Source organism: Methanosphaera sp. BMS (assembly GCF_003268005.1).
Classification (GTDB): domain Archaea; phylum Methanobacteriota; class Methanobacteria; order Methanobacteriales; family Methanobacteriaceae; genus Methanosphaera.
Genome location: NZ_CP014213.1, coordinates 1,474,342 through 1,500,957, shown reverse-complemented (window position 1 = coordinate 1,500,957; position 26,616 = coordinate 1,474,342). Strand labels below are relative to the sequence as shown.

Here is a 26,616-nt window from a genome sequence, read left to right as displayed (position 1 = left end):
ATGATGACACTGGAGTATTCCCGATGGAAAATCTACAGATACACTTTATTTTTCATTATATCGATTGCACAGTTTTTCTTTACATTTGCAAAATAATTAATATTAGGAGATTCATATATGATAATATAAACAATAGGGGTTAAAGATGATGGATATAATTACACTGGTATGTTATTCGATATACTTTATGATACCTGCATATTTGGCCAATGGTTCGGCATTGGTATTTGGTGGTGGAACACCAATGGATTTTGGTACAAATGCATGGGATAATCGTCGATTAATTGGTGATGGAGTAACCTGGCGTGGTACTATAGGTGCAGGTCTATTTGGTATGCTGATAGGTGGATTATTGGGATATCTGTCAACGATTGGCTTCTGTTCATCATACTTTGCTTTACTTTCAAGAAATTTGACGTTTACCTCAAATCCCATATTGCAGGGACTAATCATAGGTTTTTTACTTGGATTTGGGGCATTGATAGGGGATGCTATAGGCAGCTTTATAAAAAGAAGATTGAATTTTGAAAGAGGAAAAGCCGTACCCCTACTTGATCAGCTGGACTTTGTAGTAGTGGCATTGATATTTGCTTCATTAGTGGTTGATATCAGCTGGCAAATGGTTGTATGTATACTGATATTGAGTGTATTCTTCCATCTTGCCGCAAATATGTTTGCATATGCCATACACCTTAAGGATGTATGGTACTAATATTATTTCTTTTAAACTCATTTTTTTTCGATTAATGAATATGGTTTAGTTTGGAATCTGGATAACCATATTTTATGTTGACTTTACTTGTTTTGTAATCTAAGCAGCGTGATATCGCCTAGATGTTCATCAACATACATCTGCACACATCCCAGTGTTGGGCAGACATTCAACGAATCTTCCTTCAAATAATCATTTAATGAGGTTATGTTTAATTTCAGATTGCTTGCAGCCTTCCGGCAGATATCGGCATGGGCATAGTTTGTAATTACAACGTCATTCAAATCATTTGCTTGGCATACTTTCTTAAGACCATCTTCCACATGACTTATCTGTCTATCTTCCACGTACCGGGCAATATCCATGATTTCATCATCGTTGAGCATATCCAAATCGGCACAAACCACCCTTGCCAATCGTCTCTTGCACGAGGTTAAACTTTTATCATTATTGTCGCTTGTAGAACAGGTGTATTCATCCCGTGTAATGTTGCCAAGTATCATATGTACATCTGCAGTAGTTGCAAACAGTTCGCTGCTGACTGTGGCAACCTTGTCATTAACCGGGATTTCATGGGTTATTGCCGCCACATTTGTTCTGAGCATCCCCGTGTAAACCAACTCTCCACTGCAAAGTCTTTCCAAGTCACTATGACCTGTGGCTGATTCCTTCTGATTTTTTATTGGTATGATGTCCGTTGTGGTTGTTCCCATATCCATGAATATGCAGTTGTCCTTTATTTTCGATATCAGATGTGAAGTCGCTATCCAATTGGCGGCGGCCATTTCCATTGGATTATTTATAACATACTCATAATCCTTCAGACCATTGAATGTAACGAATTTAACGATTGCATCATCGAATACATCTATAATTTTACGTGTAATGTCAAGGATACCCTCTTTTTTTGATTCATAACCGTCGGATAATTCGGCCGTAGTCGTTGCCACCACAACATCTATATGATAATCCTCTTTGAAGTTGTTTAAGCAATCAGCCAGGTTGTCCTTTTTCTGCCACATCGGAAGGTATTGCTTTTTTGATGTCAAAAGTTTCATGTTGTTCCCATTAATTTGACAGATGCAGCAGTCTGTATTTGCCCCGCCGATGTCCAATCCCATTATCGTCAATTCATGTTCCATTATAAAAGTCTCCTTTCTTGTTAAATTCTATTTTATTCATTTTCTTGCTGCTGATGATGTTGTCTATCAGGTATTTTGTCAGGTTCTCCTCTGATATTTTACTCAATACAATGTAGGGGGTGGTTATTCTGGAGTTTAATTCCACAAAGTATATGTTGTCATCTTCGTCTATGATATAGTCTATTCCAATAAAACCCTTTAATCCATGGATGGATTGTATTATTTTCACGGAATCATATTTGATTCGTTTTTCCAGGGGATGATTTATTGGGCTGACACAACCGGAGTATGTTATTTTCTCATAGTCTTCTGTTATGACTTGTGAATTTATGCTTAGGATATTGATGTCTTTGTCGTTTACAATGGCACTTATGCTGATTGGATTTCCAGTTATATATTTCTGTATCATCATCTTTCGGATGTTGTTTTTCTTGTAGGTGTTAATTATTTTTTCAAGGTTGTCTTTTGTTGTGTGGAATATGTAATTGCTTGAGGTGTAATTATCCGGCTTACAAATGATATCATTATACTTGAGTTTACTCTTAATTAAATCAATGTCATAATCTTTTATATCAACAATCATTGATGGTATTTTCAATATGTCCGAAGGTGTATTCTGGTAAGTTAAAATTTTACTACAACATGTATATGAAGCAGTACTGTTTGATGTCAGCAGTCGGACATTATTGTCTTCAAGAATCTTGGCAAGCCTATATTGAATTAAATCATCTTCAGGGGCAACAAATAGACAGTAATCATATTTGAATGAGTTTTCGGCAAGCCAACTAAGCAAATCATCCTTCAAAATAATTTCATGATTGTGAATATGAGGAATACTTAAACCATCCATCAACAGATAGTCCACATCATACTCTTGGATATCCTCAAGGTCATTCAATATGCTTTTTAATATTTCAAAACCCTCTGAAATTAAGTTATCAATACCCATGCATGTTGAATACTCAAAAATTAAAATCTTCATAATAATACACAAAAAAAGTAATTAGCATATATTTCCAATAGCTTGGAAATTTATGCCCTTATTTCTAAATTCATCCGCATCCAAAATTGGCCTTGTGGATATGATAAACTTGTTTACCAGCATATCCGCATTCAAATCTTTATACAAATCATGGTCTGTCATCAAAACAACACAGTCACACCCAAGAGCATCTTCATATTCTACTGCCTTAACCCCATAGTTCTCAATAATCTCATCATCCACATACGGATCGTTTACATAAACATCAAAGTCAAGTTCTTCAAGTAACTCGATTAACTTAATGGTAGGTGTCTCTCGTATGTCATCAACATTGCCCTTATATGCCATTCCCAAAATTGCAATGCTGTAGTTGTCTTTATCTTTTTTATACTTCAATATCATTTCAAGAACATGTTCAGGCATGTAATTGTTCACATAACGTGAAGCGTCAAGGAGTCTTGTCTTGACATCATACTTCTTGCCAAGTTCTATCAAGAAGTATGGATCTACAGGTATGCAATGACCTCCGACACCAGGACCTGGAGTATGAATGTTTACCCTTGGATGATAGTTGGCCGAGTCAATCACCTCATTAACGTCAACGTTGATTTTTTCACACAGCAATGCAAACTCATTTGCAAGTGCAATATTCACGTCACGGTATGTATTTTCCATAAGCTTAACCATCTCGGCACTGGTCATGTTCTTAACTGTTATTATGTCCCCTTCTGTAATATAGGAGTAAAGTTTGCTTGCCATATCGGCACTTTCCTTATTGAATCCTCCCACAATACGGGTATTGTGTGTCATCTCATAGATGGTATTATTCGGCAATGCCCTTTCTGGACTGTATGCAAGATAGAAGTCATTTCCACATTTCAGTTGGGACTCCTCAAGTACGCCCTTGACGACGTTGATTCCTGTCTCAGGGGGAACGGTACTTTCGATAATGACAAGATTACCCCTTTCAAGTCCCTTGGATATACTTTTGCATGCGGATATGACATATGACAAGTCCGCGTTGTTGTCTTTATCAATGGGTGTGGGTACAATTACAATGAGTATATCTGCAAGCCTGGCGGCTTCTTCCAAATCCGTTGTAGCTTTAAGCTTATCCTTATTGACAACCCTTTTAACTAATTCGTCAAGTCCAGGTTCCTTAAATGAACAAATACCTTCATTGATATTATTAACAGTCGTTGGATTGACATCTGCACCAATGACTTCCAAGTCATTACTTGCCAGTATTGCCGCTGTTGGAAGACCGATATGGCCTAAACCATAAATGGCTATTTTTTTATTATTTAAATTCATTGTAATTTGCTCCTTTTATGTAGAAGATATCATTTCTTTTCAATCAAGAGTAACATTTATCTATATAACAGTTTGGTTGTAACTATTATTTATTTTTTGATTAACCGATAGTTCTTATTGCCGAGATTTACTCAACTTTGGAAAATTCTTTGACTACTATATCCTTGTTTTTCAAGTTCAGATTATTGTCGATATAAACTGGAGTGCCATCCTCGAATATCTCTTCAATAATATGTCCCTCATGTAACGATTCATAAGATTCAACAGTCACCTCCTCAGTCACATGCCTCATATAATAACCCTTGAAGTCGGTTATCTCATCAAAAGACGTGACGTCTAATGAATTTTTATCGTAATAGCTCCTGATAATGTCATATATTCTTTTCGAGGAAGTTCCATCACCATAGGGGTTAACGGCATTGCTCATCCTCTCATAGACTTCCCTGTCCTCTAAAATCATGTTGATGTTTTTGCTAATCTGATTGCTTGTAGTCCCGGCCAATATATTGCCTCCGGCACTAATCGTTTCGGGTCTTTCCGTGTTGTATCGTAATGTTATACAAGGAATGCTTAAGGTTATTGCCTCCTCCTGCAATCCTCCAGAATCAGTCAATATCAGTTTGCTGTGGGATATCATGTACAGGAAGTCAAGATAACCCAAAGGTTTTGTAATCTGAATATTCTCACAATTTGCCAGCTTATCATATAAGTCAAGGTCCCTCAAAGATTTTTTGGTATGGGGATGTACCGGAAATACAATGTTTTCATCAATGTTTATCAAAGCATCGACAATACTTCTTAGTCTATCTGGATTATCCACATTTTCAGCTCTATGCATGGTTAAGGCTATGTATTCATCAAATATGATTTTGTCCTTGATTTTTGACTTCTCCTCGGCAATATCCTTATGTCTAAAACATGCATCTACAATGGTATTGCCCGTTATGTGGATATCGTTATGGTTGAACCCCTCATTTTGAAGGTTCAATGCCGTTGTTTCTGTCGGTACAAAGAACAACTTGGTACAATTGTCTGCAAGAATCCTATTTGTTTCTTCAGGCATATTCTTATCAAATGACCTAAGCCCGGCTTCCACATGTCCTACTGGTATTTTTAATTTATTGGCGGCTAAACTACCTGCAAGCGCAGCATTTGTATCTCCTTGAACCAGTACCACATCAACTTTTTCCTTAGTCAAAATCTCTTCAAGTTCGGATATTATGATGCTGATTTGCTTTAATGCAGTATTTGATCCTATTCCAATATTGTAGTCGGGCAATTTGAGCTTTAAATCTATAAAGAATTGCTTTGACATTTCAATGTCATAATGTTGACCGGTATGTATCAATACACACTCTGAATCATTCTTTTCAATCTCATCAATAACCGGTGCCATCTTAATAATCTCTGGCCTGGTTCCAAGAATTACTGCTATCTTCATCTTAATTCCCATCCAATAATTTGATAAGAACATTATCCGCTTGTATATAATGTTCATATGAAAGGCATTGTTTGTATAATACTTTAACTAGCTTCTCTTTGGCATAATCATATTCCTTAAACTTTATGTTCCTATATTGCATATCGCTTAAGATTAATCCCTTGGCAGGAGCCGGTGTCAGACGGATGTATTGTCTTTGCTCTACCGGTTTGAACAACTCGTCAATGACGCTTATCTCAAATTCCCTGCGGGCAATCTTAAGAATTGCAGTAATCATCTTACGTACCATATTCCATAGGAAACTCTTACCGACAACGGTAAAAATCAGGACATTTCCCTCCTTTTTAAAGGACATGTCATATATTTCACGGTTTGGATTTTTTTCATTCTTTTTGGAGAAGTTTCTGAAGTTATGTTCTCCGATAAACAATGGAATTGTCTTTTCTATCCGTTCAAGGTCAATATTATCAAATGAATCTATTGGCTGAACATAGGTGTATGTCCTGTATTCCGGAAAACGTACCTTGAATCCATAGGGAACACGAGCTTCACCAATAATCTTTATGTCATCGGGCAACAGTCCGTTAATCTTATTTATGTAGATGTCACCGTCTGTTATGAATGAAATTACATTTCCCGTAGAGTGAACACCCTTATCAGTTCTTCCGGCTACAGAATAATGTGCCGTCCAGGTGTCTTCTATCAGTTCACACTCCTTAAGGGCTTTGATGATTTCTCCCTCGACAGTCCTATAGTTTGGTTGTCTCTGGTATCCATGAAAATCAGTACCGATGTATGCAATTTTTAATGCTACTCTTCTCAATTTAATACAAACCTTTCATTATTTACATTTATATATGTTTTTAGGTAGATATTATTTTTAAGATTATCCTAAGTGATATAGTTAAAAACTTAAAAGATAACCGTAATAACTAATAGTATGTTATATTTACTAAAAAAAGGTTTGATAATATGATAATAATACCGGCTGTTGATATTAAAAATTCCAAATGTGTACAGTTAGTTCAAGGAGAACCGGGAACTGAACAGGTTATAATAGATAATCCTGCTGATGTAGCTGTAAAATGGATTAACAAGGGAGCAAAAAGACTACATATTGTAGACTTGGATGGTGCATTGGGAAGCGGTCAAAACATCAACATAGTAAAGGAAATAGTTGAAAAATCAACAGTTCCAACACAGATGGGTGGTGGAATACGTACTATGGATGATGCCCGTAAATTGCTGGATGTAGGCATAGATACTGTTATCATAGGCACTATGGCAATAGAAAATCCAGATATCATAGAAGAGTTATCCAATGAGTACGGTAAGGATAGAATCTGCGTATCATTGGACAGTAAGGATAACAGGGTAGTCACGCACGGATGGACAAAATTCACGGACAAAACGCCATTGGAGTATGCCAGAATATTCCAGGATAAAGGTGCAGGATCCATCCTATTTACGAATGTTGACGTTGAAGGATTGCTTAATGGTATTAACTTGGATATAGCAGAAAACTTAATATCAAATATAGACATACCTGTAATATATTCTGGTGGAATAACGTCCATTGATGATATTAAAAGTCTCAAACAGATAAATACCGAATATGTCGTAATAGGATCCGCATTATACAAGGGATTAATTGAATTTGAAGATTTGTTGGAATACCAGGATTAGCTATAGATAACAGCTATGAAAAAATTTGCATTTAGATTAAAATATTGGGGGGAATAAGTATTAAAGTAATGGCAACAGGTACATTTGACATAATACATCCGGGTCATGGATTTTACCTGGAAAAGGCAAAAAAGCTAGGCGGCGATGATGCAGTTCTGATGGTGGTTATTGCAACAGATAAAACGGTAGAACAACATAAACGAGTACCTATAATGTGTCAAGAACAGAGATTAGAAATGATTCAACTATTAAAACCCGTGGATGAGGCATATATTGGCTCTGAAGATGATCCATTTAAGATTGTCCGAGAAAAATCCCCTGATATAATAGCAATAGGACCTGATCAGGACTTTAACATAGACAGTTTACAGAAAAAGTTAAATGGCATGGGCTTAAACAGCAAGGTTGTTAAGATAACTGATTATAAAAAATTTGAATTGGACAGCAGTTGTAAGATTATAAAAAAAATCAAGAATACTCATTTTTCAAAAAAAGTATTTGATGAATGTGAGTGAGAATAATCTGCAAGTTATGACTTTTTACAATATCTCATCCATTGACAAAATTAATATACTATTTTGAATATAATTAATAATAGTATAATTTTTTTAGATAAATCAGAGGAGGTATAAAATTATGGTGGCAAAACAATACTATGATATATTATTAAAAATCACTGATGTAATGGAAGAAAAAGGTGGAGGAATTATCTATATACGTAATGAACCTGATTGTTATACAATAGGTACCCGTTACTATGATGAAGAAATTGCTAAATATTTGGATGATAATGTAGGTAATTGGTCCGGAGAAGAATCCACTCTCAAAAAGAAATCTAAAAAACGATCTAAAAAACAAGATAAAATAGAAGAACTATATTATTTATGGAAATTAACCTTTGATGAATAATCATTCTTCACTTTTTTTATAAAAATTATTTTAATATTTTTTTGAAACTCCTTTTTTATAAATGCCTATTAAACATTGATTAATTGGTTGACTATTTCTAATTTCTAAATTATTAAATATTTCTTTATCCAAATAGATAATTATACAGTTTAATGTGAATTCTATGATAGATAAAATATATGAAAAGTCATTGAATGATGAATTAACGCCAAGTGATGCATTGGACTTGGTATCCAATACCAATCAGTTCGAATTATTTGACACAGCAGATAAGTTACGTCAGGATATAATTGGAGATACAGTAACTTACGTGGTAAATAAGGCCATAGATATTACGGATGAATGTATCATTGGATGTAAGTTCTGTTCATTCAGAAATCATGAAAATTATTTCATGACTGTTGATGAGATAGTCGATAGTATTTCACAGGCAAAATCAGTTGGTGCTACTGAAATATGTTTGTTTGGTGGAATAAATGAGAAGATGGATGTTGAATATTACGTCAATCTTATTAAAACAATAAAGGATAATCATGATATCTGTTTACATGCATTGTCACCAGCAGAAATATATCAAACAGCATTAAACTCTAATATGGAAACGGTTGATGTATTGAAAAGACTGAAGGAAGCTGGTATGGATACAATGACGGGTGCATCTGCGGAGATACTTGTTGATTCCGTCCGATCTGAAATCTGTCCAAGAAAACTCTCAACAGATGAGTGGGTAAGAATAGTTAAGGAGGCCCATAATTTGGATATTCCAACAACCTCAACGATTATGTATGGAAGTATTGAAAGTTGGGCCGATAGAATCGAACATCTATTTTTAATAAAACAGATACAAGAGGATACCGGTGGATTCACAGAGTTTGTCCCGATGACATTTCTTGGTGAAAATAATGAGTTGGGAAAAACTTGTCATGGGGCTACCGGAATAGAAGATTTGAAGATGCATGCAATATCACGTATAATATTTGGTCGGACACTGCCTAATATTCAGGTATCCTGGGTAAAGTTAGGTCTTAGAATGACTCAGGTGGCACTTGACTGTGGAGCAAATGATATAGGCGGTACAATGATTGAAGACAAGATATCCACTGCTGCCGGCGGTGGTTTTGGTGGATATCTGTCCGTTGAAAAGATGAAGGAATTAATAACAGATATCGGAAGAATACCACAGGAAAGAACCACTACTTATGAGTATTTGTAGTTTTCCCGTGATTTTCTTTTTATTCCTATTTTTTTTAGTTGATGTTAATTTTTATGAATCTGTTTTTTTTTTTAGTTTATCTGTGGGGTTTATTCTGTACTTTTTTTTCAAAATTTTTGAAAATTATTTTTTTTACCGTTTGGACTATCTTTAAATATTCATGTTATTAAATAGAAAATAATAAAATAACAAAAAGAAAGAAAATTATGAAAGTAACTATTATTTAATTACTTAAATCTATACTAAATGGTGAAGAATATGAATTCAGAAGAAGAAAAATGTTGTAAAAATAAAGAAAATCATGACTGTGATGAAAAACATGAAAAAGGGGAATGCTGTAAAGATAAAGCAGGGCATGAGGACAAGGAGTGCTGTAAGAATAAGGAAGGTCACGGCCAGGGAAACTGCAATAAAAATGAAGGACATGGACAAGGACATCAAAGAGGCGGATGTTGTCGTCGAAGAAAGGCTCGAATGCAAATGAGAATAAACAACAAACCTATATAACCTTTTTTTTCATTTTATTAATTTTTTATACAAAGTTTCCTTCTATTTGCACTGTTTTTTTTAAATTATTTGATTTCATTTTTTATAAAAGGAATACGATTTTATAATAATATTATTTATTCAAGTATTGGTAGAAACATATTTGTTTTAAAAATAGTTAATTTTGTGTTTTTGATAATTAATTAACTTCCTATCTTTTCTGATTTTTTGATTATTGAGTTATATAATAATATAAAATAAATAGAAGGGGGTTATAATTGTTTGTTTAACATTTTTGTACGTTCTTGTGATGTTAATTGTTTGACTATCTCTTCTGGTTTTCCGTTGTCTAACAATTTACCGTCACGCATCAATGCAGCTGTATCACAGCATTCCAATACAAAGTCCATGTCGTGTGAAATAATTACGAATGTTTGATCTAATTCTTCACGTGCATTAAGTATTGATTCTGCAACGTTTCTTCTAGTGATAGGGTCCATTGTTCCTGTAGGTTCATCCAATATGACAATACGTGGTTCTTTGATTAATACCTGTGCTATAGCAACACGGTGTCTTTCTCCTCCACTCATCTGATCAGGATATTTTGTCAGTAATTTGGATGCTTCTTCTTCTTTAAATCCCACAGCTGTTAAAACGTGTAATGATTTCATTTTTGCAAATTCTGATGGTAAGTCCAGACTTATTGCATCAGTCAGGTTTCCAAGAATTGTTTTGTATGGGTAAAGACTGAAGTCTTGGTGTAGTAATCCAATGTGTGGTGTTACACGACCTCTATGTTGTGGTCCCTTTTTACCCATGTCTATCCATTCTTCTCCCAGTTTAATTTTTATTTCACCGTCACTTGGCTCGATTATACCTGCGATTAGTTTGGATAGTGTGGTTTTTCCCGCACCACTTAATCCCACGATACTTGCGATTTCTCCTTCATTGATTGTTAGGGTTACACCGTCTACTGACTTGACTACTCCACGAGAAACTGAGAAGTAGTATTTTTTAAGGTCTTTCATTTCAATTAGTGGACCACCTGTTGTGAATTCTTCATGTTTTTTAGGAAGTGGTATTTCTTTTACGAATTCAGTAACTATGCTTGAAGGGTCTCCTTCTTCTTTGATTTGTCCATTTTCTAACCATATAACTCTGTCTGATAGATCTTCAATTACTTCTGGCCAGTGTGAGTTTATAATCATTGTAATGTTTTTATCTTTAACTCCGCTTAAGAGTGCATCGTGTAGGAGTTTTGCTGTTTTAGGGTCAAGTGTACCTGTTGGTTCATCGGCCAGGAATAGCATAGGGTTTTTTGCCAGTTGTCTTGCCAGTACGATTCTCTGTTTTTCTCCACCACTTAAGTCCCTGGCTATGTGTGTGATTCTATGTTCCATTCTGGTCATTTTTAATAATGAAATTGCCTTGTTTATGTTGTCTTCATCTCTTTGATTTTCAAAGGATTTCATTATGTTTTCTATTACCGTATCCTCTTCGTATAATGCGAAAGTTCGCTGTAACATAATTGATATTCGTTTTTTGACTTCGGAGAAGTCTCTTCTTGAACTTTTCCAGAGGTTTATATTTTTTTCTTCTAGTTTTGCTTTTTTACAGCTACATGTTTCTCCTACTTTTGATGGAACATCTACTCTTTTACAGTGGGGACATACAGATACATTGTAGAATACTTCGCCTTCATCCGGTTCATATTCTGGTATTCCACGAAGCATGTTTAATAGTACAGATTTTCCAGAACCACTTCTACCTAGAACACCCAGTACTTCTCCTTCTTCAATATTAAAGGAAATGTTATCGAGAACTGCTTCGTTATCGAATTTTTTTGTAACATTTTTTACTTCTATAAAACTCATATTTTACACCAGTTTTTTAATTATATATAAATTTAATTAGTTTTATTACATTCAAACTTTTTTATTATTTATACATATGTCCCTTCTTGATTATATATTTAAATGTAGTTCGTGTATTTTTCCAGATGCAACTAATGTTTAACTCATATTCAAATAGAGATTATTGATTATTTTTTATACTTTAATTTGTAATCATTTATCATAAAATATTTATTATATGATAATAATAAATAATAGATATAAATAAAAGTGTAATTATTTTTTGAGTAAAATGTTCTTTGAATTCATTTTACTTGAATCAGGGAGGTATTATTCAATGTTAACATCAGTACAAAAAGAAATATTGCAGACATTAATAAATCTATACAGAAAATCCAAGTGTACCTCTGTTAAATGCGAAAATATAGCAAAATTAATGGGAAGAAACTCCGGAACAATACGAAACCAAATGCAATCATTACGTAGTTTGGGGCTTGTAAAGGTGTTCCTGGGCCAAGAGGTGGATATAAACCTACCTTGGAGGCATACCACACGTTAAACATACAGGATGATCCGTGTGAAATCCACATACCAATCTATGTTAATGGTTTTGCAGTATCAGATATAGCAGTAAATAAAATAGAATTTAATAGTATATTAAAACCGGGTGACTGTGAAGCCACCATATTCGTTGTAGGGGATATTAAGCAATTGGATTTGGATGATGAAATAAAAATCGGTCCTACGCCAGTTAATAATCTAACCGTCAACGGAACAATCGTCGGAAGAGATGATGTGGACAACGCATTGTTGTTAAAAACAGATAATATACAAAGTGTACCCAACATACTGGTAAAAGATATAGCAACAAAAGATATTATAACGATAGATCCTGAATTAAATATTTCTGACGTTGCAGAATTATTGGTTTCCAATAATATTCGTGGAGCACCGGTAGTTGATGGTGATGAAATACTTGGAATAATAATGTTTGATGACATTGTTAAAATGATATCAGAGCGTGTATTTGATATTCGTGCAAAAAGTTTCATGGACTCTCATGTAGTAACATCAAAAGATGACATATCATTAATGAGAGCAATGGATATAATGTACCATAACAACTTACCATTAATGGTACTTCTTGATAAAAATGATAAAATGTCAGGTGTAATATCATTTAAGGATATTCTAGAACGATTAGTAATCTCTTAATCTTATCTTTTTTTTTAAATGATGTTTCTTTTTTTATAATTATTTTTCGAATTTGGTATTTTTTTATATTTATTCATAGGGTGATTTTATGAAAGTTAAACAGTTAGAAATTAATGAAAACATGAAAATATCTGATTTTATAAATCAATTGGATAACTCTGGAGTATTGGGTGCAAAAAGAGTGTCCCAAGCAACAAATCTACTTGCACAATCTTTTAAGGATGAAGATACTAAAGTTTTTTTAAGTCTAGCCGGACCTATGGTACCTGGAGGATTAAGAAAGATTGTACGTGATTTGATAGACAGGGGTTATGTTGATCTAATAGTATCAAGCGGTGCAAACCTTACTCATGACTTGGTAGAATCATTCGGAGGAGCACATTACAGGGGAATACAGCAGGATGATGAACAGTTATATGAAAGTGGCATGGGTAGAATCGGGGATATACTCACAAAATCAGATGACTTTGAAGTGTTTGAGGAAGAAATTCATAAGATATTTTCAAAGATAAATCAGAAACATAAGGTAATCTCCATCAAGGATTTTATCTACGAAATAGGATTATTGGTTGAAGATGAACAGTCAATCATACACACGGCCAGCAAAAACAATGTACCTATATTTGCACCTGGATTAATTGACTGCATGATAGGATTACAGTTATGGATATACTGTCAAGAAAATGATTTCACCCTCAGTGCAGTAGCAGATATGCCCGATTTATCTGATTTTGTATACAATTCCAAAAAGGTTACTGCATGTATGCTGGGTGGTGGACTTCCTAAGCATTACACGTTGGCATCAAATATTTTAACCGGAGGAATAGATGCGGGGATACAAATTACATTAGATAGAAGTGAAGGTGGAAGTCTTAGCGGTGCACCATTGGAAGAGGCTAAGTCATGGGCTAAAGCAAAGTGTGGCTCCAACTTGGTAACGGTTGTTGGAGATGCAACAGTAATGTTTCCATTGATTGTTGCCGGTGCATTGGATAAGGTAAATGAGTGATAAAATGAGTGCTACATTGAATACTATTAGAGGGTGATGTGATGCTTTTTGAATTCATATCTTACTCTTTAAGCGGCTTTTTTATGAAACTTTCCGATGAGTTCATGGATGAAAAGAACAATCTGTTACTAGCCGTTGTAACAGGATTACTATGTGTGGTATTTACATTATTGGTTTGTAGAATTAGTTCGGAGGCGGCATGTATTTTTTTAAGTATCCTTATAGGCACTGCACTGGCCAGCAAGGTCGATTCAATAAATCATATATTGTCCGCTATCCTATTTGCAGCTTTATTATTCTTAGTGGGTTTTCCGGCTTTTTCATGGTATGCATTGATATTATGTACAATCGCAGCATTCATCGATGAAAAGGGTAATGATAAATCTGATGAAATGGAATCACTCGGATCTTCATCAGATAAGGGATTTTCATATAAGTTTTTCAAATATAGATACGCTCTTAAAATCACGGTATTTGTGCTGTCATTGATTGGATTATTTAAGATGTTGTATGGTGGTTTTTTAGTTAATGTATACTGTTTTAGTCCGTTGACCATAATATATTTCTATGGCTTTGACTTGTCGTATGAATCTGTCAGTTTAATCTTTGATAGATGCTATGATTTCTTCTAGGCTTTCTTTAGGATTGGCTGCATTGTATATGCTTCTTCCCACTATGGCTCCATCAGCGTATTTCAGGGTATCTTTAGCATTTCCTCCCTGGAAACCTACTCCTGGAGATATTATGCTTGCATCTTTTCCCACTATTTCTCTTATTTTTTTAAGCCTATCTAGTTTGGTGGCAGGTGCTACATAATTGGTTATTCCCAGTTCAACACCCATTTGTGCTATATCCAATGACACTGGTTTGAGAAACTTGTCAGCTCCCGGATGTGACATTTCGGTTAATAGGAATATTTCCTTGTCTAATTTTTCTGCAGCATTTTTACATGCCAACACGCTATCTTCTCCTGTAAAGCCATGTACTATTATTGCATCGGCTCCCCAGTTAAGTGTGGTGCTCACTATCTTTTCATTTGTAGCGTCAATGTCTGCAACCTTAAAGTCGGCTATTATGTTTACATCATAATCTTCTTTGATTGATTTTATTATATCAGGTCCTTCAGCTAATGTTAATGGATATCCTATTTTTATGCAATCCAGATAGTCAATGATGTTGTCTATAATGTTATAAGCATTTTTTTTATCTTCTACATCTAATGCAAGAATTATACTATTTTTGAATTTCATATTATCTTTTATATCTTTTTTGGGTTAAATATTTTCTAAAGTTTTAAAAATTTTATTTATATTTATGATTTATGAGTTGTTCTGCTTATTCTTTTTTTTAAAGTAAATTTTATTTTAATCTATTTTAAGTCTTTTTTTAATTTCTCGAAAAATCTTTTTTAATATATTTTTAAATCCTCTTTGTTTTTACTAAATTATATTTTAACCATTTTTTTTATTTATTTATTTTTTTATTATGATTTTTTTCTTTTTTGATTATTTTTTCTCGTATCTCTTTTTTTTATAGTTAATTAAGTCGTTATTATTAACTTTCTTATTTCACGATTTTCTATTAATTTTGAAAATTGTATTTTAATATATATAGTTTTTGCTTTGAAAAATATGGATTTACGTAAGCCTAAATATTTTTAGGACTCTTTATTCAAATAAAAAATAAATTTTACTTTAATTAAGGGGCTATATCTTTAAATAATATGTTTTATATATATACAATTATACTTTTATTATCAAAGTATATTTTATGATAATAATATTATCACACGATTTATTTAATGGAGGAAATTTAACATGCACATAATGGAAGGTTACTTACCATTAGAATGGTGTATCATATGGATCGTAATCTCTTTAATTGTCGTAATTTACGGTATTATGCAAATTAAGAAAATTACAGCAGAAAGCGATGAAGCATTACCATTACTTGCATTATCTGGGGCATTTATGTTTATATTATCATCCCTTAAAATGCCATCAGTAAGTGGAAGTTGTTCACACCCATGTGGTAACGGATTCGGTACAGTATTCTTTGGTCCAGCAGTAACCGCAGTATTATCTGTAATAGTATTATTATTCCAAGCTATATTATTAGCACACGGTGGATTAACAACCATTGGAGCAAACATTTTCTCAATGGGTATAGTTGGTCCTGTATGTGGATATGCAGTTTGGAAAGCACTTAGAAGTATGAACGTATCTGCAGGAATTTCAATGTTCTTTACAGCATTCGTTGCAGATTTATTAACTTATGTAACAACCGCAGTTGAATTAACTTTAGCATTCCCTGGTGCTAACGCTATGGCAACACTTACAACTTTCTTAGGTGTATTTGCTGTAACTCAAATACCATTAGCAATAGCTGAAGGTTTACTCTCAACTGTTATATATAATTACATCCAAAATGCAAGACCAGATCTTCTTGTTAAAATGGGTATAATTTCAGAAAATGAAGTAGGAGCTAATTAAAATGGATATGAAAAACATAGTACTACTAATTATAGTGGCTATTTTGATAATCGCTCCTTTGGTTATTTATAATGGTCACGGTGAAGACGACGGTTACTTCGGTGGAACCGACGATCAAGGTGGAGAAATTATTGAAGAAAACAACCCAGACTATGAAATTTGGGCTTCCTCTCCATGGGAACCACCTAGTGGCGAAATCGAAAGTCTTTTATTCTGTCTCCAAGCAGCAATCGGTGGTATAATCATTGGTTATATCTTTGGATTCTGGCATGGAGGAAACAAAGCTAAAAAAGAATAATTTAGTTTATTCTTTTTTTTATTTTTTTTAGGGAGATATTATGTCAATTTTTGAAGATACTTTAGATCATTATACAATGCATAACGCATTGACTGATACAAATATTTACTATAAATCTATTTTTGCAATAGTGACACTAATCTTAAATTTACTAACACAATCTCCAATAGTACCTTTCCTGATATTCATATTTTGTACTATTGTCATATTATATAAGGCAAAAATATCAGCGACATTCTATTTGACCTTCATGGCAATACCATCAGGATTTGCTATATTGTCTGTAATCTTGCTGGCATTATTGGGTGCTGGAGATAAAGTAATTGATTTTGGATTTTTAGGATTGGGTATATCTGCACAAGGAGCCAATCAAGGAATATTGATATTATTCAGAGTATTGGGTGGAGTATCAGCATTAGCAGTACTGATATTGACAACACCTATGAACAGGATATTTGCATTGTTCCATGATTTGCATGTACCGCAGGTAGTAACAGATTTGGCAATATTGATGTACAGATACATATTTTTATTCTTAGATGTAACAGCAACAATGTATAATTCACAAAAGACCAGATTAGGTTATCACAACTATATGAGTTGGATGAATTGTCTAGCATCTCTTGCAGGTATGGTTTTCATCAGAACATGGGAACAAGGAGAAGTTTCCTATAACGCTTTAGCTTCAAGAGGATATAATGGACGTTTAAATATGGTTCAAAGTGGAGATTCAATCAGGAATGTTCCAATAAAAAATTGGATATTATTGTTAATCTTCTTTGGATTAGTAATATGTGGAATTATTATAACAGGTTCAACAAATATATTTCCAGTATAACTTATATTGATGATTATTTGTTAAAATAAAAAAAAATTATATGGAGGATATTATGACAGTTATTTTAGAAGCTAAGGATTTAGTTTATGATTACCCGGATGGAACCCATGCTATTAGGGGAATAAATTTCAAAGTAGAAGAAGGACAAATGATTTCAATTCTTGGTCCTAACGGTGCAGGAAAAAGTACTTTCTTTTTACACTTCAATGGTATAATTCAACCTACAAGCGGAACGATTGAAATTGAAGGAAAAACTTTAGAATATGACAAAAAAAGTTTACTCGAAGCAAGGACAAAAGTTGGAGTAGTATTCCAAAACCCTGATGATCAATTATTTGCACCAACAGTATTTGAAGATGTTGCATTTGGTCCTATGAATATGGGATTGGATGAAGAAGAAGTAAAAAGACGTACACAACATGCATTGGAAGTAGTGGGTATGTCTGATTATGCACAAAAAGCACCACACCATCTTAGTGGAGGACAAAAGAAACGTGTAGCAATTGCAGGTATATTGTCAATGCAACCAAAAATAATGGTATTGGATGAACCTACAAGTGGACTTGATCCTAACGGAGCATCAGATATAATGCAATTATTATATGATTTGAATGATGATGGTATGACAATCATTATCTCAACACATGATGTTGATTTAGTACCAATGTACTCTGATAACATAAGTGTATTAAGATTTGGTGAAATAATAAAACAAGGTAATTGTCGTGAAGTATTTACGGATACTGAAGTTATCGACAAAGCAGATTTAAGATTACCTTGGATTGGGCAATTATTTGAAAAATTCGATGATAATGATATATTAACCCTCTCTAATGGTTATCCATTAACTGTGGGACAAGCATACACTGCTTTGAAAGATAAATTATGATTTTCTATCTTTCTTTCACATTTTTCTTTTAAATCTTTTCATAAATTATTACAATTCGACTCTTTTTAAAACTTGACAAATACAAAGTAACCATTTGGATAATTTTAATAATTCTCTCTGATGATTAAAGTCTTATTTTAACTTGATTCTCTTTTTCCACAAAGATAATATACTATAAAAAGTAAATATTATATACAGTATAATAATGTAAAATTATGATTTTACTAATTCTCATTAATCATTAACTAACACAATAAAAGGGAGCAAGTAATATGACTCAATTAGATGAAGATATCTTTCATAGTGTCCTGAAAAAACTGGAAAATACGGTGGATTATGCTGATATCAGGGCAGGTGAATCAATAAACAATTCAATAGTCATGAAAGATAGTAAGATTGACAATGTAGATACTGGAAACGATTTTTCAATAGGAATAAGAGTATTGCAAAACGGTGCTTGGGGATTTGCATATACAACAGATATCAATAAAGTTCAAGAAGCGGCCGATAAGGCAACAATGCTTGCTAATCAATTATCAAGTGATGTGGAACTATCCCAAACCAAAGCCAATGAAGATCGTGTAAAAACAAATGCAAAAATACAGATTGAGGATTTAACAATCGAGGATAAAATAAACCTAATAAAAGAAGCCGATGATGCAGCAAAACTTGACGGAATAGTTAGTACAAACATCTCCTTTTCTGAATCACAATCCAACTCAATACTCTTAAGTACTGACGGAACCAATATCCAATCAGAAAATAACAGAATAGTACTATCCATGAATTCTGTAGCGGACAATGGACAGGTAATGCAATTCGGACATGAAAGTATAGGTGGAGTACAGGGATTTGAACTGATAGAAAACTCAGACCTGGAAAGTTTCGGAAGAAGAATATCCGAAAAGGCATTAAGTTTGCTTGATGCAAAACAGGCACCATCAGGGGATTTTCCCGTAATATTCGATCCGGAACTAACTGGAGTATTTATCCATGAAGCATTAGGGCATGCATCCGAAGCGGATATCATACTTAGAAACGATTCAATACTGAAGGATAAAATCGGTCAAAAGATAGGTTCTGAATTAATTACCGTTGTGGATGACGCTACAAGAAAAGATGGATTTGGACATTTTGCATATGATGTTGAAGGATCAAATTCAAACAAGAACGTACTGGTTGAAAATGGGGTCTTAAAAACAGTATTAAGCTCCAGGGAAAGTGCAAAGAAATTAGGATTGGAATCAAGTGGAAATGCAAGAAGCAGTATAAAAAACCAGCCTCTGGTACGTATGAGTAACACATACATAAAACCAGGTGATTCATCATTTGATGAAATGATAGAGGATATGGATGAAGGAATATATCTTAAAGGTTCACGTGGCGGACAGGTGGATACAGGTAAAGGAATCTTCCAATTCAATGCAGTGGAAGCATATAAAATAGAAAATGGTGAATTATCAACACATCTACGTGACGTATCACTTTCAGGAAGTACATTGGACATATTAAACAACGTGGATGCAGTAGGGTCTGACTTCAAGTTGAATGTAGGATTCTGTGGAAAAGACGGTCAAACAGTACCTGTAGGTGACGGTGGACCACACATAAGAGTAAGTAAAGCAACAGTCGGTGGAGCACAGTAGAATGAAAAAAGATGTACTGACAGCCGATGAAGGAAAGTTGGCTCTAAAAATTGTCAGGGAAAATATTCTATCCATTTTGAATGATGAGACATACAACTGTGAATATGTATTACCAGATGTATTCAATGAAAAATTGGGAGTTTTCGTAACCTTAAACAAGAACAATTCACTACGTGGATGTATAGGTTATCCTGAACCGTATGAAAAATTGATAGATGCACTGCTTGACGTATCATTGGCGGCGGCATTTGATGACCCAAGATTCAACCCATTAACAAAAGACGAATACCCTGATATTGAAGTGGAGATAAGTGTACTAACCAAGCCACAAAGAATAATTGTGGATAACTATGAAGAGTACCTTTCAAAGATAGAATTGGGCGTTGATGGACTGATAATAGAAAAAGGATATAACAGGGGTTTGTTTCTACCACAAGTTGCAACAGAACAAAACTGGAATATTGAGGAATATTTGACAAACCTTTGCTATAAGGCAGGACTGCCATCTGATTCATGGATGGATGATGATTGCGTATTATATAATTTCCAGGCACAAATAATCAATGAATAATTTATTTAAAGATAAAAACGATAGGAGGAGATAATATGAAATTACCGCAAATACCAACTCCTGATGAATTGATAGATAAGGGATTTAACAGGGCAAGTAAGGCGGCTTCTAAAGTAAGAAGTACAAAGTTACATGGACGTGTAAAGGGAATGCGTATAGAGGAGGTACGTGTTCAAACAGCATGTGAAACGATAAACGCTACATTAAATAGGATTATAACTGAAACGCCTATAATTGAGGAGTTACCTGAGTTTTATCAGGATTATATTGACATAGTTGTAGGGGTAGATCAGTATAAGCATTCACTGGGAGCGGTTTACTGGGCACTTGGTGTACTTAAACAGATAGAAGCACAATACACTACAAAAATTAGAAAATCGGATTCATTAAGTGCAATACCTATACGTAAGGAAGCATTCGGTAGAATAGCATCAGTAGTAAACAGGATAGAGGATGAACTCGACTTTTTGGACTTTGCAAAACGGGAACTAAAAAACATGCCCAACATCAACTTTGATGCTGTAAGGGTTGTCATAGCAGGATTTCCAAATGTGGGAAAATCCACTTTATTAAACAACATCACCGATGCAAGTCCTAAGGTGGCAAACTATCCATTCACAACGCAGGGTTTACAGATAGGAAACTATGAAATGAACTGGAGACAATATCAGATTATAGATACGCCTGGATTACTTGATCGTTCAATAAATGACATGAACGAGATAGAATTGAATGCTATAGCTGCATTGGAACATCTGGGTAATATAATCATATACATATTCGATCCATCAGAAACATCAGGATTTTTAATGGAAAATCAATTCCTATTATATGAGGAGATTAAAAAGGTATTCGAAACTCCAATGATATGTCTATTCAACAAGACGGACCTGCTTGAAAATGAAGATGTGATAGATGAATATTCACAAAAAATAGATGATCCTATATTCAAGACAAGTATCAGCAACTATTCACAGATACAAGAAATCAAAAATGTAATAGAAGATATAGCCAAGGAATCCACCGATGTGGATGATGAATTTGAAAGATATCTTGCCGAACTGGAAAACAAGTAATTATGTAAAATATGATTTTTCTTTTTTTTCAGATATTTCCTTAATATTTTTATTTTCTATTTTTCCCAATTATTTCTTTTCGTGTTATATGGATATTGTTTATTTAATCATCCTCCAAAAAATTAATACTATTTTGATTCGAATTTATAATTCAAATCGGTATTCTGATGAATAGTTTTTGATGAATATGGGGGTATAATAATTTTATTGTCGTAATTATCCTTTGTTTGTTCTTATTTTAAGAAATAATTTATTATTTGCTATTTTTTAAATACTTTTATGTTTGGATAAATTTAGAAAGCTTTATTATATGAAGTTACTAATTATTAAATATATAATAAAAAATTATATTAAAAATAATACTTTAAAAATTAATTTGATAAAGGACTGATTATAATGTCAAACGTATATGTAGATTCAAAAGAAGATCACAAAGAAGAAAAAGTAGTTGAAGAAGCTATCGATGAAGAAGAAACAACAACATGTGAATGTGGGGCTGAAACAGAAGAAGAATGTGAATGTGAAGAGGAATCCGAAGAAGAATGTGAATGTGGTGCTAAAACTGAAGAGGATTGTGAATGTGAATCTGAAGAAGACACCACAGAAGATAAAAAAAATTTTGACTACAAAGTTTACGGCAAAGAAACAGTAGAAGAAACCAAAAACATGGCAGAAAAAATGTTAAACGATGTTGTAGCAACATTAAAAAGCAAACAAAGTGATTGGAATCAAATACTCGATGAATACAAAACTAAAAAACCATCAGTTGATATGTTGGACTATGAAGATGACTTAGTGGTTAAAGTCGACTTACCAAGAGTAACAAAAGATGCAATAAATGTGAAAATGTCCAATGAATCAATTGAAATAGAAGTAGACTTCCCAGATGAATATGAATCAGAGGAAAATGTTAAAATATTAAGAAGGGAAAGATGCTCTGGTAAAACCAAAAACATAATACTTTTACCGGTAGAAGTTGATATTCAGGAAGTTAAGGCATCATTCGATGATTATGTTTTAACAATCACACTACCAAAAATCAAAGGTAAAAAAGTAGATGTGGAAATAGTATAATATTATTTCACATCCCACCATTTTTTTAAATATAATCTCCTCATTTAATCCAATTCGCTTGCTTTTATCCCTATTTATTGAAAATGTTTTTTCTATTTTTTCACAACAATGAAATAAAAAAATATTAATTATAGTTACTTTAAAAATATCATTATAAGTATTGATGTGATTTTATGAAGCCATATGTAATTTTAATAGGTTCTGCATCAGGTATTGGAAAGTCAACAATAGCCTCGGAAATATCGAACAAACTTCAGATAAAATATTTGATAGAATCCGATTTTATCAGGGAAATCGTAAGGGGAATAATTGGTAGTGACTATGCACCAACACTACACAGCTCATCATACAATGCATATTCAACACTACGGGATAAATCCAATTATGAAAGTAGGGATAAGCTAATAGAGGCAGGATTTGAAGAACACGCCTCCTTTGTAATACCCGCAATAGAAAATGTGATAAAAAGGTCCATAAAGGATAATGATTCTATTGTGATAGAGGGAGTTCATCTTGTTCCCGGATTAATTGACATAGAACAGTTTGCCGATAATGCAAAGGTATTCTTTTTCATACTGACCATTGACCGTGAAGAGCATCAGAAACGATTCATAAAACGGGCAATCGAGATTAAACGTGGTGGAAAACAACTCGATTACTTTGAAGAAAACAGAGTAATAAACGATGATTTAATAAGAAAAGCCAATAAATTGAATATTCCTGTAATAGACAATCAGGATATGAACAATGCAGTAAACAAGATAATGCAGTATATTCATGAAGTTAAAAAAGAGGTATTTCTAAAACATACGGTTGATCAAATAGAGTTGGAAAGACAGATTATTACAAAATATGGTGGAAGAGTTACTGATATATCATATTATATACCTGAATTCAAGGAACCATTGAAAAGAGTAATATCAAATTATGATGATGATGAAAATACAAAGAAATTCCTATATCAAATACACAATGACATTAAGGATAAACAATCTCTAGAAACGTTATATGAACTATCAAATAATGTGCATAGTCATACCATCTGTGCTCCCGATGAGGATAAACTAAACAGGATAATAGATGAGTTTAAGGAACATGGATTGTTGTATGATAAAAAATTGATAATGGACATGGAGGAAAGATAATGTTTGATGAAAATAATCTTAAAGAACCGGAGGTAATGTTGTCTGATTGTCCGGTATGTGGTGCCAAAAAAACACTGGAAGTAAAGAACATAACCGAAAACATACCCTACTTCGGGGACATACTGGAAACGTCAGTATACTGTACAAACTGCGGATACCAGGAATCAGATAACATCTCACTGGAACAGAATGACCCCTCACGTTACACCTTGACTATAAGCAGCGATAAATTAAGTACACGTGTTGCTAAAAGTCAGACGGCTACAATAACAATACCTGAGTTGGGTATAAAGGTAGAACCGGGACCAAAATCACAGGGATACGTGTCAAATGTAGAGGGAATACTATCCCGATTTGAAGAGGCCGTAATCCGAGCCATTAAACTTGAAGGTGATAATATTGACGTGGATGTTCAAGAAAATGCATTGAATATAATAGAGTTAATCACCAACATCAAGATGGGAGACTTGGAAACAGTGATGATACTTGAAGATCCATTCGGCAATAGTGTAATTGATGATGAAGATGCTACTCGAGAAATATTAACACCGGAGGAAGCTTCACTTTTAAAGACCGGGTTTACGACAATCGATCAGGAGGACAATTAAAATGAATGTACTGGAAACTATGGAAAAAAGATACAGCGTAAGAGGATACCTTGATAAGGAAGTTGAAAAGGAAAAACTTGATAAAATCCTGAAGGCAGCTCAAATAGCTCCAACAGGAGTCAATGCACAGGCATTTAAGATTTACGTTATTGACACAAAAAAACATGAAGAAAAACTAAGACAAGTCGCAGGATGGGATTGGTTTTTTGAAGCACCACTTATCATAGCGGTCGTGGCAAACTACGATGCTGCATGGACAAGAAAGTGGGACGGAAAAAACATAGCCGATATTGACGCTACAATCGTGATGGATCATATCATCCTTGAGGCAACAGAGTTGGGTCTTGGAACATGTTACATAGCTGCATTTCATGAAGACGTGATGAATGAATTCCTACAATTGGATGATAATCAAAGAACGGTTCTTCTAACACCTCTTGGTTATCCTAATGCAGAACCTAGAGGCACAACCCGTAAAAGCATAGATGAACTTGTTGAATTCATATAAAAAAAAGAAAAAAAATACTGTGGAGATTTGTTATAATATCATTTCTCTACTTTTTATTTCAAATATGACAATCAGGAAATATCTTAATACGTGAACCACCAATACTATTGATATTGCTATTTCTATAATCAACTCCACTTCCATCAAGGAGGCATTAATCCCCAAACCTGTCAGGTACTTCATCAGTTTCATTGTTGTAACGGCATTTATCACTACTGGAAATGTGTATGCTGCATATGTCGGATACATGGGATATTTGATGTATGTTATGAACTTGTATATTATCATAATGTAGAGTACTTTTGTAATTACATACATTGAAACAGCAAAGTATGTGTTGATTGGACTAAGCGATGATAGGTATCCCACTGCACATAGACTAAATGGTGCACCGTATACTCCTATTATTGGTTTTACCGGTCCTGCTACTGGTATTTTCAAATATCTGTAACATACGATGATAAATACGCATACAACACATATGAAACTAAACCAGAAAGCAACGCTTCCGATAAATTCCTGCTTAAATACGGGTGCCGTAATGGCTATCATTTGTACGCCCGCAAATACAACAAAACTTCCCGCAGTGTAGTTTTCCAGTTTGAAGTGAAGTACATATTTCTGGATGTAATTTGCTAAAAAGAACAGGTGTAATACTATTGCAAAAATCCATATAAAGTAGGCCGTTTTTAATCCTATATATGGTGCTATGTAATTTGCTATTAGCATCAAAGCCATGGAAAACGTTGCAATAACGCTTGCAAGAATGGGGTTGTTCAGGTCTTTTTTGAAGTATTTGGGGTAGTAAATTAATTTTAATACAACCAGGATACCAAGCAGTACTGCAATCGTTCCACATATCTCGCGGCTATAACTTATATAATCGTACAATAAATTGCCCATGGCAGTAATACCAAGAATAACCCCTCCAATGGAAATAGGTACTCGTTCTATATACTCTTTCATTTGTCTTACCTTAAAAGATTATATTATATTATATGTAAATGGGAATTAAAAATAATTTGTAACTAAAAAAGTGAAAACATAGAATTTTTGGCTGTTGGGTGATTGGTTGAAATGTTACTAAAGGGTATGTGACAATTGTTTTACCAAGTCGATTGGATGTAGTTTAACCATATATTCTAAACAAAATAACAAGATTAATTATTGAAATATGGATGGGGTATTGTTAAATAATAAAACTAGCCATGAAACGGAATTCTTGTAGGTTAGCGCGGTTTAAAAAAAACAGATAAAAAAATTGAAATTAAAAGTAGTAGGAGAAATATCGTTATATATTCTCATTAACAAAACTGGGGATTTCACCCAGATTCTGGCTCAATAAATACTAAGAAGATAAAATAATTACTGTTATTATACAAATTAAATATGCATGCAGAGCCAACATCACACAATAATCTCTGCATGTTACTAAAATTTTCTCCTACTGTAATTACTTTTTATAATCAATATTATATAAATTTAAAGATTAATAACATATTAAACATT

General features: G+C 33.7%; 28 protein-coding genes and 1 pseudogene. 21 read left to right on the top strand and 8 right to left on the bottom strand.

Annotation, left to right across the window (positions count from 1 at the left end):
• Window positions 1-148 precede the first annotated feature (148 nt).
• On the top strand, window positions 149-712 hold the full coding sequence (locus AW729_RS05205; RefSeq protein WP_394339565.1) for a CDP-2,3-bis-(O-geranylgeranyl)-sn-glycerol synthase: 564 nt from the start codon (window positions 149-151) through the stop codon (window positions 710-712).
• 83 nt (window positions 713-795) lie between these two features.
• Here AW729_RS05205 and AW729_RS05200 read toward each other — a convergent pair whose 3' ends face one another.
• The 5 genes from AW729_RS05200 to truA form a co-directional block, all read right to left on the bottom strand.
• A complete protein-coding gene (locus tag AW729_RS05200) occupies window positions 796-1,854 on the bottom strand; it encodes a hydantoinase/oxoprolinase family protein (RefSeq protein WP_112124111.1) in 1,059 nt (352 codons plus the stop codon).
• The gene (locus AW729_RS05195; RefSeq protein ID WP_112124110.1) at window positions 1,844-2,836 is read right to left on the bottom strand and encodes an ATP-grasp domain-containing protein; all 993 of its coding nucleotides are present in this window, start codon (window positions 2,834-2,836) and stop codon (window positions 1,844-1,846) included. The genes AW729_RS05200 and AW729_RS05195 overlap by 11 nt, the downstream gene beginning before the upstream one ends.
• A 21-nt stretch (window positions 2,837-2,857) precedes the next feature.
• A complete protein-coding gene (locus AW729_RS05190) occupies window positions 2,858-4,150 on the bottom strand; it encodes a nucleotide sugar dehydrogenase (protein WP_112124109.1) in 1,293 nt (430 codons plus the stop codon).
• Window positions 4,151-4,277: 127 nt separating this feature from the next.
• The gene (gene wecB, locus AW729_RS05185) at window positions 4,278-5,591 is read right to left on the bottom strand and encodes a non-hydrolyzing UDP-N-acetylglucosamine 2-epimerase (RefSeq protein WP_112124108.1); all 1,314 of its coding nucleotides are present in this window, start codon (window positions 5,589-5,591) and stop codon (window positions 4,278-4,280) included.
• Between the two features lies 1 nt (window position 5,592).
• Entirely contained in the window at window positions 5,593-6,414 is an 822-nt protein-coding gene (gene truA / locus AW729_RS05180; protein ID WP_162685805.1) for a tRNA pseudouridine(38-40) synthase TruA, read from the bottom strand.
• A gap of 149 nt (window positions 6,415-6,563) precedes the next feature.
• Here truA and hisA point away from each other — a divergent pair, with 149 nt between their 5' ends.
• The 5 genes from hisA (at window position 6,564) to AW729_RS05155 (ending at window position 9,906) form a co-directional block, all read left to right on the top strand.
• A complete protein-coding gene (hisA, locus tag AW729_RS05175; RefSeq protein ID WP_112124106.1) occupies window positions 6,564-7,277 on the top strand; it encodes a 1-(5-phosphoribosyl)-5-[(5-phosphoribosylamino)methylideneamino]imidazole-4-carboxamide isomerase in 714 nt (237 codons plus the stop codon).
• 68 nt (window positions 7,278-7,345) lie between these two features.
• Window positions 7,346-7,792, top strand: a complete 447-nt coding sequence (locus AW729_RS05170) for an adenylyltransferase/cytidyltransferase family protein (protein ID WP_112124105.1) — start codon at window positions 7,346-7,348, stop codon at window positions 7,790-7,792.
• 121 nt (window positions 7,793-7,913) lie between these two features.
• On the top strand, window positions 7,914-8,186 hold the full coding sequence (locus AW729_RS05165; RefSeq protein WP_204355170.1) for a hypothetical protein: 273 nt from the start codon (window positions 7,914-7,916) through the stop codon (window positions 8,184-8,186).
• Between the two features lie 163 nt (window positions 8,187-8,349).
• Window positions 8,350-9,399 carry a 5-amino-6-(D-ribitylamino)uracil--L-tyrosine 4-hydroxyphenyl transferase CofH gene (gene cofH / locus AW729_RS05160; protein WP_112124104.1) on the top strand — a complete coding sequence of 350 codons (1,050 nt, stop codon included), beginning with the start codon at window positions 8,350-8,352 and terminating at the stop codon, window positions 9,397-9,399.
• 258 nt (window positions 9,400-9,657) lie between these two features.
• A complete protein-coding gene (locus AW729_RS05155; RefSeq protein WP_112124103.1) occupies window positions 9,658-9,906 on the top strand; it encodes a hypothetical protein in 249 nt (82 codons plus the stop codon).
• A 251-nt stretch (window positions 9,907-10,157) separates the two neighbouring features.
• Here the strand turns inward: AW729_RS05155 and atwA are convergent, their stop codons facing one another.
• Window positions 10,158-11,759 (bottom strand): methyl coenzyme M reductase system, component A2, encoded by a 1,602-nt coding sequence (gene atwA, locus AW729_RS05150; RefSeq protein ID WP_112124102.1) that lies wholly within the window; start codon window positions 11,757-11,759, stop codon window positions 10,158-10,160.
• 271 nt (window positions 11,760-12,030) lie between these two features.
• Here atwA and AW729_RS11710 point away from each other — a divergent pair.
• The 4 genes and pseudogenes from AW729_RS11710 to AW729_RS11250 all read left to right on the top strand — a co-directional run.
• Window positions 12,031-12,248 (top strand): annotated as a pseudogene (locus AW729_RS11710) (hypothetical protein); the annotation flags it as partial.
• 27 nt (window positions 12,249-12,275) lie between these two features.
• Entirely contained in the window at window positions 12,276-12,953 is a 678-nt protein-coding gene (locus AW729_RS05145) for a CBS domain-containing protein (protein ID WP_335645342.1), read from the top strand.
• 88 nt (window positions 12,954-13,041) lie between these two features.
• Window positions 13,042-13,962, top strand: a complete 921-nt coding sequence (locus tag AW729_RS05140; RefSeq protein WP_112124101.1) for a deoxyhypusine synthase — start codon at window positions 13,042-13,044, stop codon at window positions 13,960-13,962.
• A gap of 83 nt (window positions 13,963-14,045) precedes the next feature.
• Entirely contained in the window at window positions 14,046-14,594 is a 549-nt protein-coding gene (locus AW729_RS11250) for a hypothetical protein (RefSeq protein WP_162685804.1), read from the top strand.
• Here the strand turns inward: AW729_RS11250 and pyrF are convergent.
• Window positions 14,562-15,212 carry an orotidine-5'-phosphate decarboxylase gene (gene pyrF / locus AW729_RS05130; protein ID WP_112124099.1) on the bottom strand — a complete coding sequence of 217 codons (651 nt, stop codon included), beginning with the start codon at window positions 15,210-15,212 and terminating at the stop codon, window positions 14,562-14,564. The two genes, AW729_RS11250 and pyrF, sit on opposite strands and share 33 nt — an antisense overlap.
• Window positions 15,213-15,779: 567 nt before the next feature.
• On the opposite strand from pyrF, the gene AW729_RS05125 reads away from it, so the two are divergent.
• From AW729_RS05125 to AW729_RS05075, 11 genes are all read left to right on the top strand, one after another.
• On the top strand, window positions 15,780-16,454 hold the full coding sequence (locus AW729_RS05125) for an energy-coupling factor ABC transporter permease (protein ID WP_112124098.1): 675 nt from the start codon (window positions 15,780-15,782) through the stop codon (window positions 16,452-16,454).
• 1 nt (window position 16,455) lies between these two features.
• Window positions 16,456-16,752: an energy-coupling factor ABC transporter substrate-binding protein gene (locus tag AW729_RS05120; protein WP_394339554.1), complete on the top strand. Its 297-nt coding sequence runs from the start codon at window positions 16,456-16,458 to the stop codon at window positions 16,750-16,752.
• A gap of 40 nt (window positions 16,753-16,792) precedes the next feature.
• The gene (cbiQ, locus tag AW729_RS05115) at window positions 16,793-17,590 is read left to right on the top strand and encodes a cobalt ECF transporter T component CbiQ (RefSeq protein ID WP_112124097.1); all 798 of its coding nucleotides are present in this window, start codon (window positions 16,793-16,795) and stop codon (window positions 17,588-17,590) included.
• Window positions 17,591-17,642: 52 nt separating this feature from the next.
• Window positions 17,643-18,479, top strand: coding sequence for an ATP-binding cassette domain-containing protein (locus tag AW729_RS05110; protein ID WP_112124096.1), 837 nt, complete (start codon window positions 17,643-17,645; stop codon window positions 18,477-18,479).
• Between the two features lie 272 nt (window positions 18,480-18,751).
• On the top strand, window positions 18,752-20,125 hold the full coding sequence (locus tag AW729_RS05105) for a TldD/PmbA family protein (protein ID WP_112124095.1): 1,374 nt from the start codon (window positions 18,752-18,754) through the stop codon (window positions 20,123-20,125).
• 1 nt (window position 20,126) lies between these two features.
• Window positions 20,127-20,696: a TIGR00296 family protein gene (locus tag AW729_RS05100; RefSeq protein ID WP_112124094.1), complete on the top strand. Its 570-nt coding sequence runs from the start codon at window positions 20,127-20,129 to the stop codon at window positions 20,694-20,696.
• A 35-nt stretch (window positions 20,697-20,731) separates the two neighbouring features.
• Window positions 20,732-21,772, top strand: a complete 1,041-nt coding sequence (locus tag AW729_RS05095) for a GTPase (protein ID WP_112124093.1) — start codon at window positions 20,732-20,734, stop codon at window positions 21,770-21,772.
• A 396-nt stretch (window positions 21,773-22,168) separates the two neighbouring features.
• Window positions 22,169-22,846: an Hsp20/alpha crystallin family protein gene (locus AW729_RS05090; RefSeq protein ID WP_112124092.1), complete on the top strand. Its 678-nt coding sequence runs from the start codon at window positions 22,169-22,171 to the stop codon at window positions 22,844-22,846.
• A 173-nt stretch (window positions 22,847-23,019) separates the two neighbouring features.
• Window positions 23,020-23,991, top strand: a complete 972-nt coding sequence (locus AW729_RS05085; RefSeq protein WP_112124091.1) for a 3H domain-containing protein — start codon at window positions 23,020-23,022, stop codon at window positions 23,989-23,991.
• Complete coding sequence (locus AW729_RS05080; RefSeq protein ID WP_112124090.1) at window positions 23,991-24,599, top strand: ZPR1 zinc finger domain-containing protein; 609 nt, start codon at window positions 23,991-23,993, stop codon at window positions 24,597-24,599. The genes AW729_RS05085 and AW729_RS05080 overlap by 1 nt, the downstream gene beginning before the upstream one ends.
• 1 nt (window position 24,600) lies before the next feature.
• Window positions 24,601-25,107, top strand: a complete 507-nt coding sequence (locus AW729_RS05075) for a nitroreductase family protein (protein WP_112124089.1) — start codon at window positions 24,601-24,603, stop codon at window positions 25,105-25,107.
• Between the two features lie 30 nt (window positions 25,108-25,137).
• Here the strand turns inward: AW729_RS05075 and AW729_RS05070 are convergent, their stop codons facing one another.
• On the bottom strand, window positions 25,138-26,073 hold the full coding sequence (locus AW729_RS05070; RefSeq protein WP_112124088.1) for a TDT family transporter: 936 nt from the start codon (window positions 26,071-26,073) through the stop codon (window positions 25,138-25,140).
• Window positions 26,074-26,616 lie beyond the last annotated feature (543 nt).